The organism is Allobrachymonas sp. (assembly GCF_041912815.1).
Lineage (GTDB): Bacteria > Pseudomonadota > Gammaproteobacteria > Burkholderiales > Burkholderiaceae_C > Brachymonas.
In genome coordinates this window covers 271760-291278 of the sequence record NZ_JAYRLV010000002.1, presented here as the reverse complement: position 1 = coordinate 291278, position 19519 = coordinate 271760, and the positions used below count along the sequence as shown (strand labels likewise).

Genomic DNA, 19519 nt, shown 5'->3' with positions numbered 1-19519 from the left:
AAAAAGAATAAGAAGCGATTTTTATATTTCTTTTTGTGATTTTGTGGTTGGTGCCATTGTTTCGTATTTACCTCTGAAATATCGATAGCGACTGAAACGATAACTTTTCCATGAACATCCTTGAAATTTTCCAAATTTCTGGTAAGTGAAGCGCCCCGGGTTTTGCAGAGGCCAGTTGGTTTAAGTCAGACAGTCGCGGTCTGACCAGCGCGTTGTTGATGGTAGTTTGCCTCGAACTCTGCGGGCGGGACATTACCAAGTGGCCCCATCAACCGATGGTGGTTGAACCAAGAGACCCATTCCAGCGTGGCCAGCTCGACGGCCTGCTTTGTCTTCCATGGGCCACGGCGGTGGATCACCTCGGCCTTGTACAAGCCGTTGATGGTTTCGGCCAGGGCGTTGTCATAGCTGTCGCCCTTCGAGCCGACTGACGGTTCGATCCCGGCCTCGGCCAGTCGCTCGCTGTAGCGAATGCAGAGGTATTGCGAGCCCCTGTCGGAATGATGAATCAGACCATCTTCCTCGGACGGCTTACGGTCGTACAGGGCCTGCTCCAGTGCGTCGAGCACGAAGTCTGTGTGCATGGAGCTGCTCTGGCGCCAACCCACGATGCGACGGCTGAACACATCAATGACGAAGGCCACATAGACCCAGCCCTGCCAGGTCGATACGTAGGTGAAGTCCGAGACCCACAGCTGATTGGGGCGATCAGCCCGGAATTGGCGATTGACCCGATCAAGCGGGCAAGACACCTTCGGATCAGCCATGGTGGTGCGCTGTGCCTTGCCTCGGCGCACACCCTGCAGGCCTTGCTGGCGCATCAGCCGCTCGACGGTGCAGCGCGCCACAGTAATGCCCTCGCGATTGAGTTGCAGCCAGACCTTGTCTGCGCCGTAGACCTGCAGGTTGGCGTGCCACACACGTTGAATCTGCGGCACCAGCACCGCATCGCGCTGGGCTCGCAGCGAGCGCAAGCCTGGCTGCCGCTGACGTGCGGCATGAAGCCAGTACGCGGATGGGGCAATCTGCAAGACGCGGCAGATCGACTCGACCCCAAACTGCTGGCGGTGCTGGTCGACGAAGGCCTTCAGGACTTGATGCGGCGGTCGAGCTCCGCCTGGGCGAAAAACGCGCTGGCCAGCTTCAGGATCTCGTTGGCCCGGCGCAGTTCACGGTTCTCTCGCTCCAGATCTTTGATGCGTTGAGCATCTGCGGTGGTTACGCCGTCACGTTGACCGGCATCCACCTCGTGCTGGCGCACCCAGGTGTGCAGGGTTTGCGGCACGCAGCCAATCTTCTCGGCAATCGATTTGATGGTCGCCCATTGCGACGGGTGCTCTGAGCGGTGCTCCAGCACCATGCGCACGGCGCGCTCACGGACCTCTGGCGAAAACTTTGCGGACTTCTTCATGGCTCCATTCTCCAATGTTGGAGCCTCCGTGAAACCCGGGGCGCTTCAGAGACATCTGGGTTGATGAACTCGCGAACTACAGCGAGCAGATCGTCCAAGGGTAAGAGCAACAGGCGACGCAGTTCCACGGCAATAGCCTCTTGCACCGGCAACAGGGTCGTGTGCAGTGTGTGAGGCCGATGCGACAGGTCTTCGCAACTGTCCCGTCGCTTCCATTTGCGCGCCGTGGCCGCAGTGATGTTGTAGCGCTCGGCCAATTGCCCTGGCGTTGCCGATGAGGCCTTGATCTCGGCTCTGGTTCGCGGCGTCGTGCGTGCCCCGCGGGTGGACTTGGCTCATGTCACTTACTCCCGTTCAAAGGACTCCAGCACCCCGAGCATCACTGCTCGGGCTTCAAAGAATGCCCAGCTTTTACGGGGAACATGATCACATGGGACTCGACAGATAATTTCTTGAGGTAAATCTGAAAATATTGACAATTACCTCCATGATGTACACATCAGGATGGCGAGATCGCGCCGCGACAAGACTTCTGTGAACTCACGCCAATCTTTGTCCGGTGGCATCATCGTGCCGGTGTAGCGCAGGTCGAAGCCTGTCGCTGTCTTCTGGGCGTTGATGTACTCGTCCAGCTGTTCACCGAGTGTTTCAATGTCATCGATCCACTCGTCCTTGATGGTGTCAGGCAGCGACCCGAAGAGGTCATAGCGGTTCTTCATGCGCTCCGACAGGCGCTCGTAGATCTTTTCGTCCACGGTCTGCTCGAACACGAGGTTCAGCATATCCACGGTTTCACGCCGCTGTCCGAAGCGTTTGATCCGGCCAATCCGCTGTTCGAGGCGCGTTGGGTTCCACGGCAGATCGACGTTGATCAGCGTGCCCAATGTTTGCAGGTTCAAGCCTTCGCAGGCGGCATCGGTCGCCACCATAACGCGAATCTGGTGCTCGGCGACCATCCGCTTCAAGGTCTCACGCTCGACACTCACGCTGTCGCCGCGCTGGTACAGACGGCTCCGACCCGCACCCGCATACAGGCCGACAGCTTCTTCCGGGTAGCGCGCCGCCAGTGAGTCCGCCAGCCACTTGGCCGTGTCGTAATACTGACTGAAGATGATGACGCCCAATCCCAGCCATTTCTCCTTGTCGAGAAAGTGGACGACGGCCTCCATCTTCGGATCGGCTTCCAGTCGCTCGAGTCGGGTAATCAGGCGTTGCAGAACTTCGCGCTCCTCACCCGTCTCGACTTTGAGATCGACTTCCTGTTCTTCGTCTTCCTCGTGCTCGGCATCGCCTTGCAGTAAACGCCGCGCTGTCGCCAAGCCCGCGTGGACACTAGAGCAGATGCGCTGTTCCATCAAGTTCTTCATGAAGCCGCTGCCCTTGCCGCGCTTGGCCAGTGCTTTGCCGAAAGCGCGAGCCTCGCCATAGGCCTGTCGGAAGTCTTCCGACGTGCGCAGCGCCTTGCCTTCAAACAAGGTATCGAAGGCGCGTTGTTCCGAAACCTGCTCGCGTTCCGGGTGAACGTCCACGGCTACACGCGCCAGCAGCCCCGCCTCTTCAAGCTGCTGACGTTTACGCAGTACCACATGGCGCACTAGCGGGTTTTCGCGCTGGAACAGCGTGGCCCCCGCAATGCGGCGCTCCAGTTCTTCTTCCAGAATCTCCCGCGTTTCTTCCGTCAGGTCGGCCAGCGTTCGGTTGGTTTGCCACTCGCCGTTTTGCAATCCCAAGTCCTGCCGGATGGCGGAGAACAAGCGCCGCGCGCGCGGCTCGCTGGTCGATTCCGTGCGTGGCAGTGGCGAGCGTAGCAGCTCCCATGCGTGTGCCAGCGATTCCACCTCCACGCGGCCCGCGAGGATGTCGAGCACTTCGTCAGGCCGGTGCCACGGCGCAAGATCGTGGCCAAGCACGAAGCGGCCTGGGCCTTGGTGCAGGATACCCAGCAAATCCCATAAATCAGCAGGGTTGGTCTGGATCGGCGTGGCCGTGCCCAGCAGCACGTGATCGGCACGGGAGGCGATTTCACGCATGAAAGCCAGTAGCTCGTTCGGTGTTCCGGCTTCCTTGCCGAAGCCCTGGCGAGTTCTGGCCTTGTGTGCTTCGTCCAGGATCACGACACCGAAGCGCATACCGAGCAGGTGCTGCTTTTCCAGCGAATCGCGCATCATCAAGCCAGTGGAGACAATGCCGATGCGCAGCGGGCAATGGGCAATTTGCTCGCGCCCGGCAGGCGACAGCACGCGCTCGTCCGCATCCAGCCAGACTTTGCTCACGGTATCCCACCGTGCGGTTGGGATGCCCAGCTTGTCCAGCATCTCGGTTTGCCATTGTTCGGTCAGTGTGGCCGGGGCAAAGATCACGACCGGGCGGCGCGGCTCATTGTCTTTGTCGGCCAACAGGCAGAGCGTCAGGGCGGCCGTGGCCAGCGACAGCGTCTTACCCAGTCCGACTTCGTCGGCCAACAGCAGGCGCACCGTGCCGTAAAGCCGTTGATGGCGCAGACATTCGGTCAGAAATCCTTGCTGCCACGGCTGTAATTGCTGGCCTTCCCGGTAGAGCGGCGATTCAATCAGCGCCGCAGGGGCAAGATTTTCGTCATCATCGATCTCGATGAATTCGATCTCTCGCCGATAGCCGCGCCGATGTACCTCGCGGATCACTGCCTGAGGCAGCGGCTTTGCTGCATTCCAGAGAAAGTCAAATTCTTCTTCGATCCACGCCACACCTTCCGGGGATTCGTCCTCCCACAGGATTTCGTAGTGACGCTGCCAGCCGCTGCGCGTTTCGTTCATCGACCCGATGAAGCCTAGCCTGCTGCCATCCGCCAAGGTAATCACTCCTGCCTTGCCGTGCACAAAACCGCAGATGTTGTCGGGTGCGATGCGCACTGCCTGTCCATGCTTGGCAAGAAACGCGTCCAGCCGTCGATAGCGTTCGCGGTTCAGCAGGACCTCGGCCTCCAAGGCGCGCTCGTTCCAGCGGCCCAGCATCTTGCTCTCGCGCAGCTGCGCCACTTTCAGGTCGTCCGGGTGGATGTCCACATTGCAGACAATCTTGACCTCGGGGATATGTTCCAGCGCCTCGCCAGCCACTTCGAACAAGGAGCTGGTGAAGTAGCCCGCAATGCGCTTGTAGCTCTGCGCACCGACCAGATGCTGCATCAGGAAGCTGGCATCCAACCGATGGGTACGCGAAGAAAAACGCCGGATGCTCATACGCTTCAGTTCTTTGGCTTCACGCCGCCCTTGCGGCCCAGGCCGAAGCCGACACGGTAAAGGTCTGGCATGTCGATACGGCCGTCTTTCTTGGTTTCCAGCAAGCCAATGCGCTGCAAATCTTCACGCACCCCGTCCCAGCCGCGATCAACGTGTTGCGCAGGCAAATGGGTCGTGCTGATGCTTTGTGCGCCACCAGGAAACTTCTCTTTCCACTTCGCCTCGACGGCATCGAAATCGATGGGCACGTTCATGCCGCTCAAGCTTGCGAGGACGTCTGGCACCCAAGGGTAATCTTCGGCCATTTCCTGCACGCGGATTTCTGAAGCCTTCTGAATACCCCTCTTGATGCTCTCAAAATGCAGGGCATAGGCATGCTGCGGATATCGTTCGTTGGAATCTTCCGCTGCCCGCCTGATGGCCGCAAGAAAGGAGCGTGGGGACGTTTGGCCGCGTCCATCGGCCAAATGCCCAACTGACCATGTATAAGGCACCCCGCGACGTTTATCGCGTCCCATCCACGGGCCAGCCAGCGTCTCAAACGCCTTCTTCTGCATATCGGATTCCGACTTCATGTCGGCAGCGACATGCCATGCATCATTTGATTCGATGTTTTTGCAGATACTGCGCATCAGCTCGCCATGACCATTCGGTGCATTGATGAGGCGCTGCCATAGCAAGCCATGTAGATCATGTCTTGCCCATACCAGTTCAGCTTTGGTCGCGGTGAGCTTTGAGGCGTCAGGAAAGTTGAATACCGTGCGTTCTGCCTGATCTTCGCGCAGGAACACCTTGGCGAACAGACCAGGAAATGTTTTCAACCAAAGTGCCGCACGTAACAGACCCCGCACGATGTTATCCATGTGTTGCCAGTCGGTGCTGGTGCGATCCAGTGCATCAAAAAGAATCAACCCCTTCCAATTTCGTGGGCGCTGCATCAGTTTTGCAGCTTCTTCCGGTTGTTGCTTCAACCAATCGACCGTTGCCTGCCAGTTGCCACTTGGAATCTGCTCGCCTGCCTTCTGAGCGACCCAACGCAAAATCACTGCCCGCCACAAATCGTAGGGGTCGCCATTCTGCACAAGGAAGGCGGCAAAAACGTCGGCATCGGGGTAATTGTCGATGTCAGGCGCTTGGCTAAAACCAGCAGAAACTTCAATGTCCTGTAGCTCAGTAACCGCTGCCCCCAATTGATTGCGAAGTTGTTGAGATTGCAGCGCTGCCGTCCAGAACGATTTCCCTACGCCACGACCGCCCACAACGATGTGCGCATCTAATCTCAATGCCTTGAGATGCGAAGGCGGCAGATACAGCGTTCCAACCTGCGGAGCCTCTCCGAAGTTACTGGTCTCAAGCGGCGCAGCCAGAATGGCATCGCGAAATTTTTGGGCTTGCGTCATGACGCTTTCCTCCCATCGCAGGCATCGGAAACGCCGCCGATCAATGAGCCAAAAACAGCCTGCACTTCCTGCCCGTCGATGCTGGCGAGTCGCCCCTGCAAGGAGCGCAGACCGGCAAAACTGCGGTGCCAATTTACCGCCCAGGGGTGGTGAGGTGCGCCTTCATCGGCCTCGTCGAAGTTCCAGCCCTCAACCAGATCGTCAACCCGCCATTTCCCGTCGCCGCTCGCAGTTGGGCCAATGGCCGCTGGATTGGCTGGCGCAATTTCGTCGTAGAGCGTGTCGGCAAAGACGCCATACGCACTCTCACGCAAGCCTTCCAGATAGGTGATGCGGTCCAGTTCGGGCACGATGGCACCGACAACCCTCAGGCGCTCACGGATTTGTTCTGCAACATGGGCATGCTGCCACTGCTCGAACAGCATCCGGTAGCCGTTCCAAGTCTGCTCGCCTTCCAAGGAAAACAGCAGAATAAGATTCGCTCCCAGGTCGGTGATGCAAGCAGAAGCAATTTCATCGATGCCAGACCGCGAGTCGATTAGCACCACATCGGGCTGAATACGTGCCTCCAGCGCATGCAGCAAACGGCCAAGGCGGGCAGACCAGATTTCACGCGATCCATCTGCCTGTACCTTCGGCATCCAGACACGTCCCAGCTTGGCGATGTATTCACCATGCGCAGCACCATGCGCCGGTACTACATGGATTTCACCATCGTGGGAAAGATTGCTGGTGGCGACGATGCTGTCGAAGACGGCATCGCCGTTGTTCACCAGGTCTTCAACCAGCCAGTCGGTGATGCCATAGGCGGGTTGACGATCAGGCGGCAGGAGAGCAGACGACAAACCGGGGGATTCCAGATCAAGGTCCAGTACCAGCACTCGTTTACCTTCTTGAGCCAGATGCCACGCCGTGGCAGCCAGCGCGGTGGAGCGACCCACACCACCCTTGATGGAAAAGAACACGACGCGCGGAACTCCCGTCGTTTCCGGTGCGATGCGCGCCCAGTTGGCTTCGGTGGTCAGCCGATCCACTACCCATACCCGGTCGAATCCGTTCAGAGGGTAGCTCGATGCACCCTGCTGGGCATCTTCTTGCGTGGCCTCATACAGAACCCCCATGCTCGCCGCATAGGCATGCGGCGCAAGACGTTCGGCAAGCGCCTGATAAATGGCCTCGATACCTGCACGCTGAACCTCGTCCTCACGGGTTTGTTCCGGCACGATCAAGCGCACCCGGCCATTGAGGTCACGGTTGACGATCAACCATTCCAACGGTGCAAGCGTGTCGTGGTGAGCTGCCAGAACCTCAGTGGCGATCGGCAAAATTTGATCGAAGGTAGTCATAGCAAGCCCTCGCGTTGTGCCTTGGCGATCAGGTCGCGCACAGCCAGAGCACCTGCTTGATGCCCCAGTACTCGTGCTTGATCGAAACTGGACTGATGGGCGTAGCGATCAGAGACTTTCCATTGAGAAAAATGGTTGGTAACAGGCAACACATAGCCGACGCCTTGCGCATAGCCGCTGCGATAGCTCTCGAAACGCAGCCATATTCCGTCAGCATGCGCGCGATCCTCAAACTTGGCAGGCCAATCCTTGTTTGTATCGAAGGGCATTCCAAACACCAGCATCAACCGCTTCAAACCGCACTCTGCAGCCATGCCGTACAGATGATCGGCATTGGCCCAGCGTTGTGCTTGAAACAAGCGCTCTGCATCAGCCCAGTGGCGCTCATGTGCATCTAGAAAATCTGCTTGCATGCAATTTCCCTCACTCGCCGAAGCGCAGGTTTTTCAGGCGTGCGCCCAGCACCTCGGCGGCGGTGCGGGCTTGCGGCTCTGGCGACTTGCGCTCGATGAAGGCCAGCATGTCCACCAGCAGGGAGCGGACTTCCAGGAAGTCAGCCATCTCGGATCGCAGTTGTTCGACGATGACTTGCGCCTCGGTGTCCTTGAGCAGTTGTTGCAAGGCAATGATGAGCTGACCCAGCCGCGTCACGCCGATCTCGGTGGCATCTGTCAGATCGCGCGAAGCGTATTCGCTGACACGCTTGAGACGTGCGTTGTTGGGCCGCATGTCGCCCATCACACGGGTGTAGTCCGTTACGCGGAAGGCCTTGGCGAAGTTCTGGTAGTTGTCCAGTTTGCCCGCGCCTGCGGTTTCCATGTCCATCATCCGCAGTACAAATCGCTCGATGCCAGTGAGGCGGCCCCAGGCGTCGGCGGTGAGATCTTCGGGCACCAGCAGGCTGGATGCGGTTTCCGCTGCCTGCTGGACGATTTCATCCACCACCGTGACTTCACCCCGTGCGCGCGGGCGCAGGGCGAAGCTGGTGACGTCCTCATCGCCAATGCGTGTGTAGGCGGTCAGCACCTTCAGCGCTGCCGCATAACCGGCCATCTGCAAATCGGAGTCACCCCACACCGGCTCACCGTGATGCGCTTCCACGGCATCGTTCAGGTGCATCATGGTCTCGATCTGCCGTGCCACTTCCTGACGTACTGCGGGCAGCAGACGCTGCTTGAAGCCAGTGCGCTCGCCCGCAGCGCGCTTCTTGAGCATCAGGATGACAGTACCCTGGACGTAGCCGCCATCCTTGAGTTTGGAGGTGGTTTCAGTGGCGATGTACCAGGCTGCGACGACTTGCAGCCCTGCCGCCCAGAAGATGCCGATCAGGTCGCCCCAGACGGCGGTGTCCTGATGCGTGAACATCACACACTGCATGCCGTTGTCGGGCATATGCTCTGCCATCGCCTTGTAGGCTGCAACCATACCGTGCCGGAAGTCATCGCCGGAGCCTTTGACTGCCAGAGCACGGCGCGAATCCCATACCCAATCATCGAAAGGTTTGGGCGGATTCTTTCGCAGCCATGCAATGAAGAATTCGGTAATTTCCTCGTAGGCCACAGCATCGGCATACGGCGGATCAGTAATGAAGATATCCTGTTCTTCGGTAATTTCACGACTAGGCGAACAGACCACAGACGCGTTTACATGAATCGGCGTATTTTTATAGCTCTGCACAAAGCTGTGATCGAAGAAAGATCTATTTGCCCAGTTGTAGAGTGTGTTTAGCGCCTGATTCGAGAACACATTGGAAGTGAAGTCACTGCCGCCCCCAGATGAAAACCGCACAATCCAGCGTGATAGCTTAGAGCAAAAATCAAGCGTCCCGCAGAGTTCCGGTGCCAACGCAGGATCACTGATATGTTTCCGCAGTAATGCTAACTTTAAAAGATCCCTTGGTGAAAACAAATGATGCCAGTGCGTCCAGCCGCGCTCACGCAGCAGGCGGGTCGTCTCGTCTCCCTGTTCGATAGCCATGTCAGGCACTAAGCCTTCGTTCTGCCAGCGACTCAGGTTTTCTGAGAGAACTTTTTCAACGGCCCGTTCGTGCTCGAGGTCAGCTTGGGTAGGTGCAGCGAAATATGTCTCTTGCCTTCCTGCGTACAGGGTGTCCTTGGTGATCCACTGGATCGCGTACAGTCGCTCCTGAAATATGTCGTCTGGGCGCGGTTTGAAATCACTCTTCTCCCAAAGGCGCAGACGGTTGCCAGTGCTGCCATCTTCCTTTCGATAATCACCACGTAGGGTTTTGATTGAAGTGCGATAGGTTTTACCCTCAAGCTCATAGAGCATATCGCCGTCGGAAACAGTTCCTTTCTGCGCTTCTTCAATTGCAGATGCGGAAACGCCAAACTCCAACTTAATGTCGAACCGCTTCAATGCAAAATTCGGGACAAGCTTGGCAACGACCCGCTGCCGAGGCGAAACAACCCAGCTTGGCGCTAAAGGCACAAGCCAGCCTGTTTCCGGGCACTTTGCTTCAATGCAGTAAAGGTAGGCCTTTATCCGATTGCCTTGTTCGTCATGCTCGAAGCCAAGGTCGGTGATTTCTTTGTCTACTGCCTTGGCCACCTCACGCTGAAGTTTCTCTATTTCTGTCTGTCGCTTGGGTGAGGCGCCGATGATGTTCAACGCCCCCCAAGTCAGCATGCAGGCAATGGGGTTGAGATCTGAGGCATAGACATCGCAGCCGATGCGCGCGGCCTCGAACGGGATGGAGCCGCCCCCCGAGAAGGTGTCGCCTACGCGTGGACGATGGCCGTAACGCAGGATGCCCAGTTGCTCCACCAGCTCTGAGATAGATCTTACGTTCACGCCCAAATGGGCGTAGTGGCGATTGACCACTGCCCAAACTGGGGCATACAGCCATTCCTGATCTAACTCTTCCGGACGCTTGCCCAGACTGGCCTTTTCCTCATAGCTGGAGTAGGTGGCCATCAACTTGCGATAGATCACCAGCTTCTCGTCGTCACTCAGGCTGCGCTGCCAGCGCAGAGAGATGCCTTCTGCATCCGCGTCAAGTGGAAAGCGCATCCAGCGAACATCCCCACCTGTGACATCACCTCGCCTGAGCGTGGCCTTAAAGTAGTCCCACGGATTTTCAAGTTGGATTCGCGCGGCAATCTCAGCTGGCGATACGGCGTTGCCGATCAGCGCACGGCGCGCCAAGCCCTCGTCGTCGAAGGCCATGAGTTTTTCAAAAAGGGCGAGGTCTGCTTCCGCATCATTAGTTGGCGGCAGAAGGCTGCCCAGCACAACGGCCCGCACCAGGATTAGCGGTTTGCGGCCTTTCCAGAATGATCCAAGCGCAGTTAGTGTCTGGCCCGGTCCTGCTTTGCGCTCCTTTTGTGCCTCGAACGACACCTTCTGGGCGGGGAAAACTGTTTCGATCAGCGCGGGCGCATCTTTCAGGGCCAAGGGCGTGAGAGTGATTGTTGCTTTTTGCATTCCCTGATGAATCCTCAATGGGCCGTTGCCACGTCCGGTGATAGCCAGCCGTGGGAGCGCAGCCGCTCTTCGGCTATGGCAAGCTGGCGCGGGGTGAACTGCTGCTTGCGTGCGTTCCAGCCATAGACCTGACGTTCCACGCTCTCGTGCTGTGTGGCACCCTCGCGGCTCATCACCCAATGCACTGTGGCCAGGAGTTCTAGCCCGTAAGGCGACTCGAAGCCCTCGACCAGCTTGGTTACGCGCTCGAAACGCACGCGGCTGATGTCGTGTTGATCCAGATAGTCCTTGGCGTCTTCCACTGCACCGGGTACCAGTGTGAGCGGCTTGTCCGGCGTATCGCCGCCGTCGGCATAACCCGCGATCAAATGGCCTTCCACCGCCTTCAGCACATGGCGCAGGTTCTCTGCATAAGGGCCGTAGTGGTGCTTGACGTACTGGAGACGCAGCGGCTCACCTGTCTCCTGCATGAAGTACATCAGCTTGTGGACTTCCAGCAGGGTGACAAAGGGGTCAAGCAGGCCGCCAAGATAGCGCTGCATCAGTTCCACCAAGGCGGCGCGGCCCGCCGTCATTTTGGGTACCTCGCGCACGTGCGCCATCTTGTCGTTGGCCGGGGCTCCCTTGGGCTCAAACACCAGCACGCGTACTTCGGCAAGCTCTGCCAGTGCGCGCTCGATGCGTGGTCGCACCTCGTTCCAGTCCAGCCCGCCCAGGCCTGCGCCCAGGGGTGGGATGGCAATGGATCGGATGCCCTTGTCGCGGATGATCTTCACGAGATCGATAAGGCCCGACTCGATGTCCTCGATGCGGCTCTTGCCACGCCAGTGGCGCTTGGTCGGGAAGTTGATGATGAAGCGCGGCAAGGTGAGCTGCCCCGTTTCAAAAACGAACATGCGACCAGGCTGCACGGCTTCACGCTTGCAGGCGGCCTCGTAGGCCTTGAAATTTTCGGGGTAGACGTTCTTGAACTGCAAGGCGATGCCACGCCCCATCACGCCGACGCAATTGACGGTGTTGACCAGTGCGTCGGCCTCACACTGGAGGATGTCGCCCGAGGTGTACTCGATCATGGCTGTGCTCCTCTCATTCAGTAATACCAGTCCGGGCGCACTTCGACCGGAGGCCGGTGTCCGTGGGCCGGAAGGGCGTTGACGACTTGTCGATAGACCGTGGCCGACTGCACGCCGATGCGTTCGATCAGGTGCCACGGAAAATGTTGCTCCAACAGGAACTCGGCTTGTTTGCCTTCTTTCAGGCCGCCACTCCAGTTGTTCGCCTGCACCGCCGCCCAGTTGATTTCACCAAGACGCGCCAAGTCATTGCGGTCTTCAAAAAAATAGGATCCGGCGTTTGATAGCGTGAACGCCCAGCGAGCGGGTTGCGCGTTGGCCCAGGCCACAACTGCGCCCAAATCCGCCTGCAAGTGGATGATGGACGCTTGCCCACCTTGGTAAGCCAGTTCTGCGTTGCGTCGGTGGATCAAATAAAGCATCACGGATCGCGGGCAGAAGTAAAACGGCACGCAGGCACCGACGAACAAGCCGGGATGACTTGCAAGCTGAAGCTCAGTCAAACGACGCTGCTTGATGTGGTTCATCCCAATCATCGTTCCGCCCAGCGCCTGCGCTTGCACCATTGCGTCCGACAATAGGCCACCTGTTGCCACGATGGATGGCAGACGATCTACGTGGGCAATGTGGTAGATCTTCGGCTGCAGGGGCACGGCGTTCATGGCGCTTCGTCTCCGAACAGCCCCAATGAGGCTTGGGCAACTTCCTGTTCCGGCTTGCCGCGTCGGGCACGAGGAGCGAGCAGTTCGCTCTGTGCCACATCGCCCAAGGCGTGTTTGAGCGCTGCGCGCCAGCCCTTGCCCCCATCCATCACCCCGCCGGTGCTCATGGCCGTCATGCCAAACAACCACCAGCGTTCCTCCGGGCGCAGCGCCAACCAGTTGCGCACAGCGACTGGAATCTTCTCCATCTCCATCTGCTCGACGGCCCAGGCCAGTACGCATAATTCCTTGCCGAGCAACCGATCCACCGGGTTGTCGCCGACCTTCCAAGCACCGGGCTTGATGCCATGCGTGGCCAGACGAGCGTTGAAGGCTCGTTGAACTTCGGCGCGAATGGCGGTCCAGCGCGGGCGATCCAGCAGAACGCGGTCGATCACTGCGTTGTCGTTGCTTGCAGACTGCAAGCCGAGGTGTTCACTGATCTGAACTTTGCCTGTACTGGCCTTGGGAATAACGACCTTGAAGTGATGAGGATCAGAAGTCGCAGGCACGCCAAAACCCAGCGTGTGCAGCACTTGCGCACGCGCCTTGGGCGATGGCGTGTTACCTGCGGCTTTAGCCATCCTCATTCCTCCTGATTGATGTCGCCAGGCTTGAGCTCGATCCCGGCGAGCTTGGCGAACTCTTTGAGTGCAAAGCCGGTATCGAAGGCGATGCCGTCGGCAATGGCAATATTGAGCGGGGCGTCGGGCTCCTTGAGCACATCGCGGAGGCTGTTGACGACGCCTTCGATGATGGCGGCGGTGACTTCGCGCTCCTGGAAGCGCACGGTTACGGTGTTCTCGCCCTCACCGATTTCGACGCGCACACCCTTGAAGCGCGTACCCGGCTGATCGCGGAAACGGTTGATGACGCTGAAGACGCGGTCGGTCGTGTCGAGAGCAACACGCTTGCTTTGCAGGCGCGCGGGCTTACTGTCGACGATCTGCACCGTCTTGTCACCGCTGGCAGGAATCTGGAAATCCGCTGTCTTGTTAGCCTCGCCCGCGCGGGCGAACACCAGAAGGCGGCAACTTGCTGAACCGATCTCAAACGGCGCGTTGTAGCGAGTGCCGTCCTTGGGGTTGGAGCCGTCCAGGGTGTAGTAGATGTCAGCGTGCGGTGTGGCGGCCAGGGTGACACGTCGCTTGTCAGCGGCTGGATCGACCTGATGACGGATTTTGAGGTCAGCAAGCCAGCGAGTAGCCGCCGCACTTTCATGCTGGCCAGTGGTGTCCTTAACCCAGAAGTACAAGGTGCCTTCAGTCGAGCTGAAGTTGTCTAAGTCCTCGACCTTGTTGTCTTTGTCGGAAACGTCGGTCTTGGTCGACCAATAGACGACCGGACTGTCACCTGCGTGGCGCGGTGTGAGGCTCAACACCGTCTCCCCGGTGTCCGGCTTGACGTTGATGACGGACACGTTGACGGTAGCCTTGTCCTTGGGGAAGGGCCCCTTCTCGATGTAGCCGTCCTCGCCCAAGCGCCAGCGACCTCGTTTCAGAGCCTCGGTTTTGAGCGTATCCAGCCCACTGGCACCTGGCATCCACGGCCAGATAGGCGAGCACTTGGCGCGGGTAGCGACGTCCTTCCAAGGGGTGCGGCGGTTGTCCTTGCCAGATGGCCACAGGTACTCCTCGGCCTGCGCGAAACATTCATCGAAGTTGTCCTTGCCCAGTTCTGCCACGAGCTTGTAATCGGCGCGTGGGCTGGCCAGCAGTTTTTCGATTTGCGTCTCGGCAGACTGATCGCCCTGGCCGAGCTTCAGCCCTTGGTCAATGCTGACTTTGCCCAGCTTGTTGCTGCCGTCCCCCGCATCGTTGATGGGAATGTAGAGGCAGTTGTAGGCGGCGGACAGCGCCTTGCCGAAGCGGTCTTCCGATTCCTCAAAGCGGTCGCGGGCTTCCTCGAACAAGGTGTCGCCCGATTTGAGGCGCTTGTGGATCTGCTCGATGGCGTACAGCTCGCGCAAGCGCTCTTCGACCGCATCGGCCAGCAGACTGTCCTGACCGCTCAACACCAGCAGATTGTTCTTCTCCTGTTGGTAGTCGAAGAAATTCTGCAATTCACTGGGCGGCACCTTGCCATCCGGCTTGATGACGATCAACGTGCGCGGGCCACCGAGCTTGAGTTCATCCAGCCGGGGCAGTACCTGCACGTCCTGATAGGCGATCTTGCTGACCGGAACGAGGATGCCCGTGAGGCGATTGATGAGCGCCTGATCGACCTTGGGTTGAGGGACGTCTTTGGCGTTGCGCTCAATTTGACGCGACAGGTTTTCGGTTTCCTTGATGAAGAAGCGCTGCTCTTCACGGTGGAGATACCACGCCGATTCGCGCAGGCGCTGCAAAGCATGCAGGAACTCGTCGGGCTTGCGCTGCGGAGCGGCTAGGAACTCGATCAGCTCGCTCTCCGACAGACCAATGCGTCCACCAACGGCGCGCGACAGGCTGGATGACAGCAACAAGGTCATGAGCTGCTGTGCGGCATCCCCGGCCAACTCGACATCGATGTGCTCGGCGATGGCGTTGCCCGCATCGGCGATGTCGCGCGTCACCGCAGGCATCAGCTTGGGCGCAATGCGCTCGATTTCGTCCTTGACCTGCTCATCGTTCAAGTTGAGGTGCTGTGTACCGACCAGGAAGACGTCGTCTGCCTCTCGCTCATCCACGCTCTTGAGCAGGCGCGCGGTGAACTGCATCAGGCCACGGGTCTGGCGGAAGCCTTCGTTCTCCTTGAAAAGCGCGACGAGGTGCTTGAAGGATGGGTGGAAGGGATACGTTTCCCGCACCTGCTCGGCGATCTGCTCGATGCTGCTGGCAACGATGTAACCACCGTCCTCGGCCTTCTTGATCTGCTGCGCGTACTCCTCGGCGATATCGGAGATGACACGCTCGTTAGGCAGTTCGTCGATGAGGCGCTTCTTCAGGATTTCGTAGATTTCGTTGCCCGCCAATTGCACTGGCGTGATGGTCATCGCCTGACGGCGGGTTTCCTGCTGCAGGTTGGAGATGGCGTCGGCCAGCGCCTTAGTCTGGGCCTTGTAGCTGCCCGACAGGTTGGCGACCACGATGGCGCAGTTGGGCAGCTCTAGCGCTGCGCTCATCAGGCTGGAGAGGCTGTAGACTGCCATGTTGGCCAGCGTGCCCTGACCGAACACCTGCGTACTGGCGTTGTCGAGATAGGGCGGCAGTTCGTCAAGCAGGATCAGCGTAGGCTTGTCGCCGATGATTTCCTTCCACTGGCGCTGGTCGACTGCCTTCGGGCCGTTTGCCCAATACGGTTTGATGGCTTCTGCAGCCCCGAGCTGGGTGGCGATTTCGCCCCAGATGAAGTTGTCGGGGTTGTTGCGGCCGTTGAACGCAGCAATGCGTGCTTGCCCAAAATCGACGCGTGAAGCCAAATCGGCAGGCAGAACGTCTTTGCGCAGATACGCGTGCCGTGCCAGCAGACCCAGCGCGATCATCGTGTGCGTTTTACCGCCACCCATCGCTTGGGTCAGTTCAAACACCGCCTGATCTGATTTGCCCGAGAGGCGCAAAAGACTTTCGCGGAAGAGCTGCTCCATGCCGTGGGTGACGAAGTTGCGAGAGAAGAAATCGCTACCGTCACCTGCGTCATTGATGAGGTCGGCGAGGTTTTCGATTCCTTGGCTCATCCGATAGTCGCGGATGACGGGGTTGAACCGGCAGGCTTGCTTGACCGTCTTGATCATGAACGCGCTCCGTTGGGGCTCTTGGTTTCCTTGGGAGGCGAAATCGCAATGTCATGCCGCTCGCAGTAGCCCCTAATCAGCACTTCGACCATGTTAGCGATGGATCGATGTTCCTGATCTGCTGCTGCACGAAGCGCTTCCTTGAGTCCGGGGTCGATACGAAATGTGAGCGTGGCGGTTTTGCCTGTGGCCATGACTCTCCCCCCAGAAACCACTGTAAAAGTACTGCACTTTACAGTATCGATGTGCTCTCGGCAACGTGGAGTGGATCAAAAATTCACCTCGACCTGTGCCTTCTTGATACTCCATGCTGTTGCTCACGCGCCATCCCACGATACGCCGTGCATAGACGTCGATGACGAAGGCCGCGTGTATAGTCAGCCCTGTCCTGCTTCAGTTCTCCATCCGCAGGTCGCAGGGGCTCACCGACCCGCGTGCATCCGGGCCAGCAGGTACAGCAGGATGAGCGTGCAGGCGAGGCCGACGAGGGCCAGGACTTTCCAGAACTGCACGGGGTCGCGTTCCACCCAGGGGGTGCGGTGGCGGCTGCGGTAGCCGGCGTGGGGGTGCCGCAGGTCGTGCAGGAATTCGGCCACGTCGGCCTGGCGGCGGTGGGGGTCGATGTCGAGTGCCTTGCGCAGCGCGTCGTCCACCCAGCCGGGGATGGCGGCGTGGGCAGGGGCGGCGCCGTCGCGGCAGAGGGAGCGGTAGCCCTGCCCGATGCGGCGCTGGTCGGCCCGGGTGCGTGCCTGTGCCAGCCGCGCGCCATAGGGCAGTGCGCCGCAGAGCATCTGGTAGGTGATGACGGCGAGCGAGAACAGGTCCGAGGCGGGCGAGGGGGGCAGTCCGGCCACGTATTCGGGGGCCATGTATTGCAGGGTGCCGGGGGGTGTGTCGTCGTCCGGGCGGGGGTCGAGGCCGGCCACGCGGACGGCGCCGAAGTCCACCAGCCGCACGGTGCCGGTGGTGTCGATCATGATGTTTTCGGGCCGCAGGTCCTGGTGCAGGATTTCGAGGCGGTGCAGGGCGCGCAGGCCCTGCCCGATCTGTTCGACGATGCGGCGCACGGTGTCCAGATCGGGGTGGGGGTGGTCGGTCATCCACTGGGTCAGTGTCTGGCCCTCGATGAATTCGAGCGCGGTGTACAGCGCGGTGCGACGGCGCTCGGGAAAGGCGGCCCCGACCACATGGGGGTCGTGGATGCGGCGGGCCACCCATTCCTCCAGCTGCAGCCGTTCCAGAAAGGCGGCGTTCTCGCGCATCTCCACCGAGGGGGCCTTGATCGCCACGCGGCAGCCGGTGGCTTCGTCCTCTGCCAGAAACAGGTGGCTGCGGCTGGTCACGTGCAGCGGGCGCACCAGCCGATAGCCGTCCAGGCGCAGGCCGGACTTGAGCTCCGGAACGGGCAGGGTCAGGCGCTGCTGCTGCCGGTCGGGGGCATCGGGGGCGGGCAGGGCATCCACCCGCACGAGCTGCAGGCTCAGGTTGTCGGTGCTGCCTGCGTCCAGTGCCTGCTGCACGAGGCGCTGGGCGGCTTCCTGCAGATCACCGGCACAGGCGGCCAGCGTCTGCCGGATGTCGGCTTCGCTCAGGTGGGCATAGGCACCGTCGGTGGCCAGCAGGTAGATGTCGCCCGCCGACAGGGGCAGGGCCAGGTAGTCGATGCGCACCTGCGAGTCGGCCCCGAGGGCGCGGCCCAGGTAGCTTTCTTCGGCCGATACGGTGACGCGATGGTCCTGCGTGAGCTGCTCCAGGCCGTCGGCGCTCAGGCGGTAGATGCGGCTGTCGCCCACATGGAAGAGGTGGGCCGTGGCCGAGCGCAGCACCAGGGCGCTGAAGGTGCAGACATGGCCCTTGTCGCGCTCGTAGCGGAATTCCCCGGCGCGGCTCTGCGCATGGAGCCATGCGTTCAGGGCCACCAGCACCCGTTCGGCCGAGGTCTGGACGCTCCAGGTGTCGGGGGTGCTGTAGTAGTCGGCCAGGAATCCCGTGACGGCGGTCTCGCTGGCCAGGTGGCTCACGGGGCTGCTGCTGATGCCGTCAGCCACCGCGCAGGCCACGCCCTTGCGCTCCAGCAGGGCGCCCTGCGCGATGCGGGCGCCCACGCTGTCCTGGTTGAGCGGCTTGCGGCCTGCCTCGGTGCACTGGCCCACCGAGACGCGCAGCAGCGCGGGAGGTGCGGTGGCGGCAGTCATGTGTGTGGGCCTGTGGGAGTGGCCGCGCGGCAGCGAGGGGCTGGTTCGGTGCCCTGCCGCGCGGTCGGCGTCCGTGGATCAGTCAGGCATGCAGACGGCGGAGGCGGTTCAGGCCACGCGCTTGGGGGCCGTGCGCACATGGGTGGAGTACAGCGTCAGCCCCACAAAGGTGATGCCGCCCACCAGATTGCCCAGCGCGGTGGGGATTTCGTTCCAGATCATGTAGTCGGCCACCGAGAACTTGCCGCCCATCATCAGGCCGGACGGGAACAGGAACATGTTCACCACCGAGTGCTCGAAGCCCATGTAGAAGAACACCATGATCGGCATCCACATGGCGATGACCTTGCCCGACACATGGGTCGAGAGCATGGCGCCCACCACGCCGGTGGAGACCATCCAGTTGCACAGCACGGCGCGCAGGAACAGCGTCAGCATGCCGGCTGCGCCGTGGGCGGCGTAGCCCAGCGTGCGGCCTTCGCCGATGCCGCCGATCTTCTGGCCCACGATGGACGGGGGCGTGGTGAAGCCGTAGGTGAAGATGATGGCCATGATCAGCGCCACGAGCAGGGCGCCCGCGAAGTTGCCCACGAACACCAGCCCCCAGTTGCGCAGCACGCCGCCGAGCGTCACGCCGGGGCGGCGGTCGAGCAGCGCGAGCGGCGCCAGGGTGAACACGCCCGTGAGCAGGTCGAAGCCGAGCAGGTACAGGATGCAGAAGCCCACCGGGAACAGCACCGCGCCCAGCAGGGGCTGGCCGGTCTGGACGTTGATGGTCACGGCAAAGCAGGCGGCCAGGGCCAGGATGGCACCGGCCATGAAGGCGCGGATCAGCGTGTCGCGCGTGGACATGAAGATCTTGGATTCGCCCGCGTCCACCATCTTGGTGACGAATTCGGTGGGTGACAGATACGACATCTTGGGGTTCTCCTCTGGATCGGAATGGGGCATCGCGCCGGATTCGATGCACCGGCGGTGCCCGCATGGGGGCGAATCCGGTGCGCCATGGCGGAAAAACA

General features: G+C 60.2%; 13 protein-coding genes and 1 other annotated feature. All 13 genes read right to left on the bottom strand.

Features of this window, described 5'->3' with window-relative positions; all coding sequences use genetic code 11:
* Positions 1–185: 185 nt before the first annotated feature.
* A protein-coding gene (locus ACE3P9_RS03805; RefSeq protein ID WP_374491921.1) for an IS3 family transposase occupies positions 186–1411 on the bottom strand; the annotation gives its coding sequence in 2 pieces (ribosomal slippage) (positions 186–1123 and positions 1123–1411; 1227 coding nt in all).
* Positions 1017–1133, bottom strand: a sequence feature (AL1L pseudoknot). Its footprint overlaps the gene before it by 117 nt.
* 479 nt (positions 1412–1890) lie before the next feature.
* On the bottom strand, positions 1891–4626 hold the full coding sequence (locus ACE3P9_RS03800) for a phospholipase D-like domain-containing anti-phage protein (protein ID WP_374491920.1): 2736 nt from the start codon (positions 4624–4626) through the stop codon (positions 1891–1893).
* 5 nt (positions 4627–4631) lie between these two features.
* Entirely contained in the window at positions 4632–6026 is a 1395-nt protein-coding gene (locus ACE3P9_RS03795) for a hypothetical protein (protein WP_374491919.1), read from the bottom strand.
* Complete coding sequence (locus tag ACE3P9_RS03790) at positions 6023–7372, bottom strand: KGGVGR-motif variant AAA ATPase (RefSeq protein WP_374491918.1); 1350 nt, start codon at positions 7370–7372, stop codon at positions 6023–6025. The genes ACE3P9_RS03795 and ACE3P9_RS03790 overlap by 4 nt, the downstream gene beginning before the upstream one ends.
* Positions 7369–7785, bottom strand: a complete 417-nt coding sequence (locus ACE3P9_RS03785) for a hypothetical protein (protein ID WP_374491917.1) — start codon at positions 7783–7785, stop codon at positions 7369–7371. Before ACE3P9_RS03785 ends, ACE3P9_RS03790 begins: the two co-directional genes overlap by 4 nt.
* 10 nt (positions 7786–7795) lie before the next feature.
* Positions 7796–10819: an anti-phage-associated DUF1156 domain-containing protein gene (locus ACE3P9_RS03780; RefSeq protein ID WP_374491916.1), complete on the bottom strand. Its 3024-nt coding sequence runs from the start codon at positions 10817–10819 to the stop codon at positions 7796–7798.
* A gap of 14 nt (positions 10820–10833) precedes the next feature.
* Complete coding sequence (locus ACE3P9_RS03775; RefSeq protein ID WP_374491915.1) at positions 10834–11892, bottom strand: macro domain-containing protein; 1059 nt, start codon at positions 11890–11892, stop codon at positions 10834–10836.
* 17 nt (positions 11893–11909) lie between these two features.
* A complete protein-coding gene (locus ACE3P9_RS03770; protein ID WP_374491914.1) occupies positions 11910–12554 on the bottom strand; it encodes a DUF4433 domain-containing protein in 645 nt (214 codons plus the stop codon).
* Entirely contained in the window at positions 12551–13177 is a 627-nt protein-coding gene (locus tag ACE3P9_RS03765) for an anti-phage-associated DUF3780 domain-containing protein (protein ID WP_374491913.1), read from the bottom strand. Before ACE3P9_RS03765 ends, ACE3P9_RS03770 begins: the two co-directional genes overlap by 4 nt.
* A gap of 2 nt (positions 13178–13179) precedes the next feature.
* Positions 13180–16305, bottom strand: a complete 3126-nt coding sequence (locus tag ACE3P9_RS03760; protein ID WP_374491912.1) for an anti-phage-associated DUF499 domain-containing protein — start codon at positions 16303–16305, stop codon at positions 13180–13182.
* On the bottom strand, positions 16302–16499 hold the full coding sequence (locus ACE3P9_RS03755; RefSeq protein WP_374491911.1) for a hypothetical protein: 198 nt from the start codon (positions 16497–16499) through the stop codon (positions 16302–16304). Before ACE3P9_RS03755 ends, ACE3P9_RS03760 begins: the two co-directional genes overlap by 4 nt.
* 228 nt (positions 16500–16727) lie before the next feature.
* Complete coding sequence (locus ACE3P9_RS03750; protein ID WP_374491910.1) at positions 16728–18500, bottom strand: protein kinase; 1773 nt, start codon at positions 18498–18500, stop codon at positions 16728–16730.
* Positions 18501–18608: 108 nt separating this feature from the next.
* Positions 18609–19418 (bottom strand): formate/nitrite transporter family protein, encoded by an 810-nt coding sequence (locus tag ACE3P9_RS03745; protein ID WP_374491909.1) that lies wholly within the window; start codon positions 19416–19418, stop codon positions 18609–18611.
* Between the last annotated feature and the right edge of the window lie 101 nt (positions 19419–19519).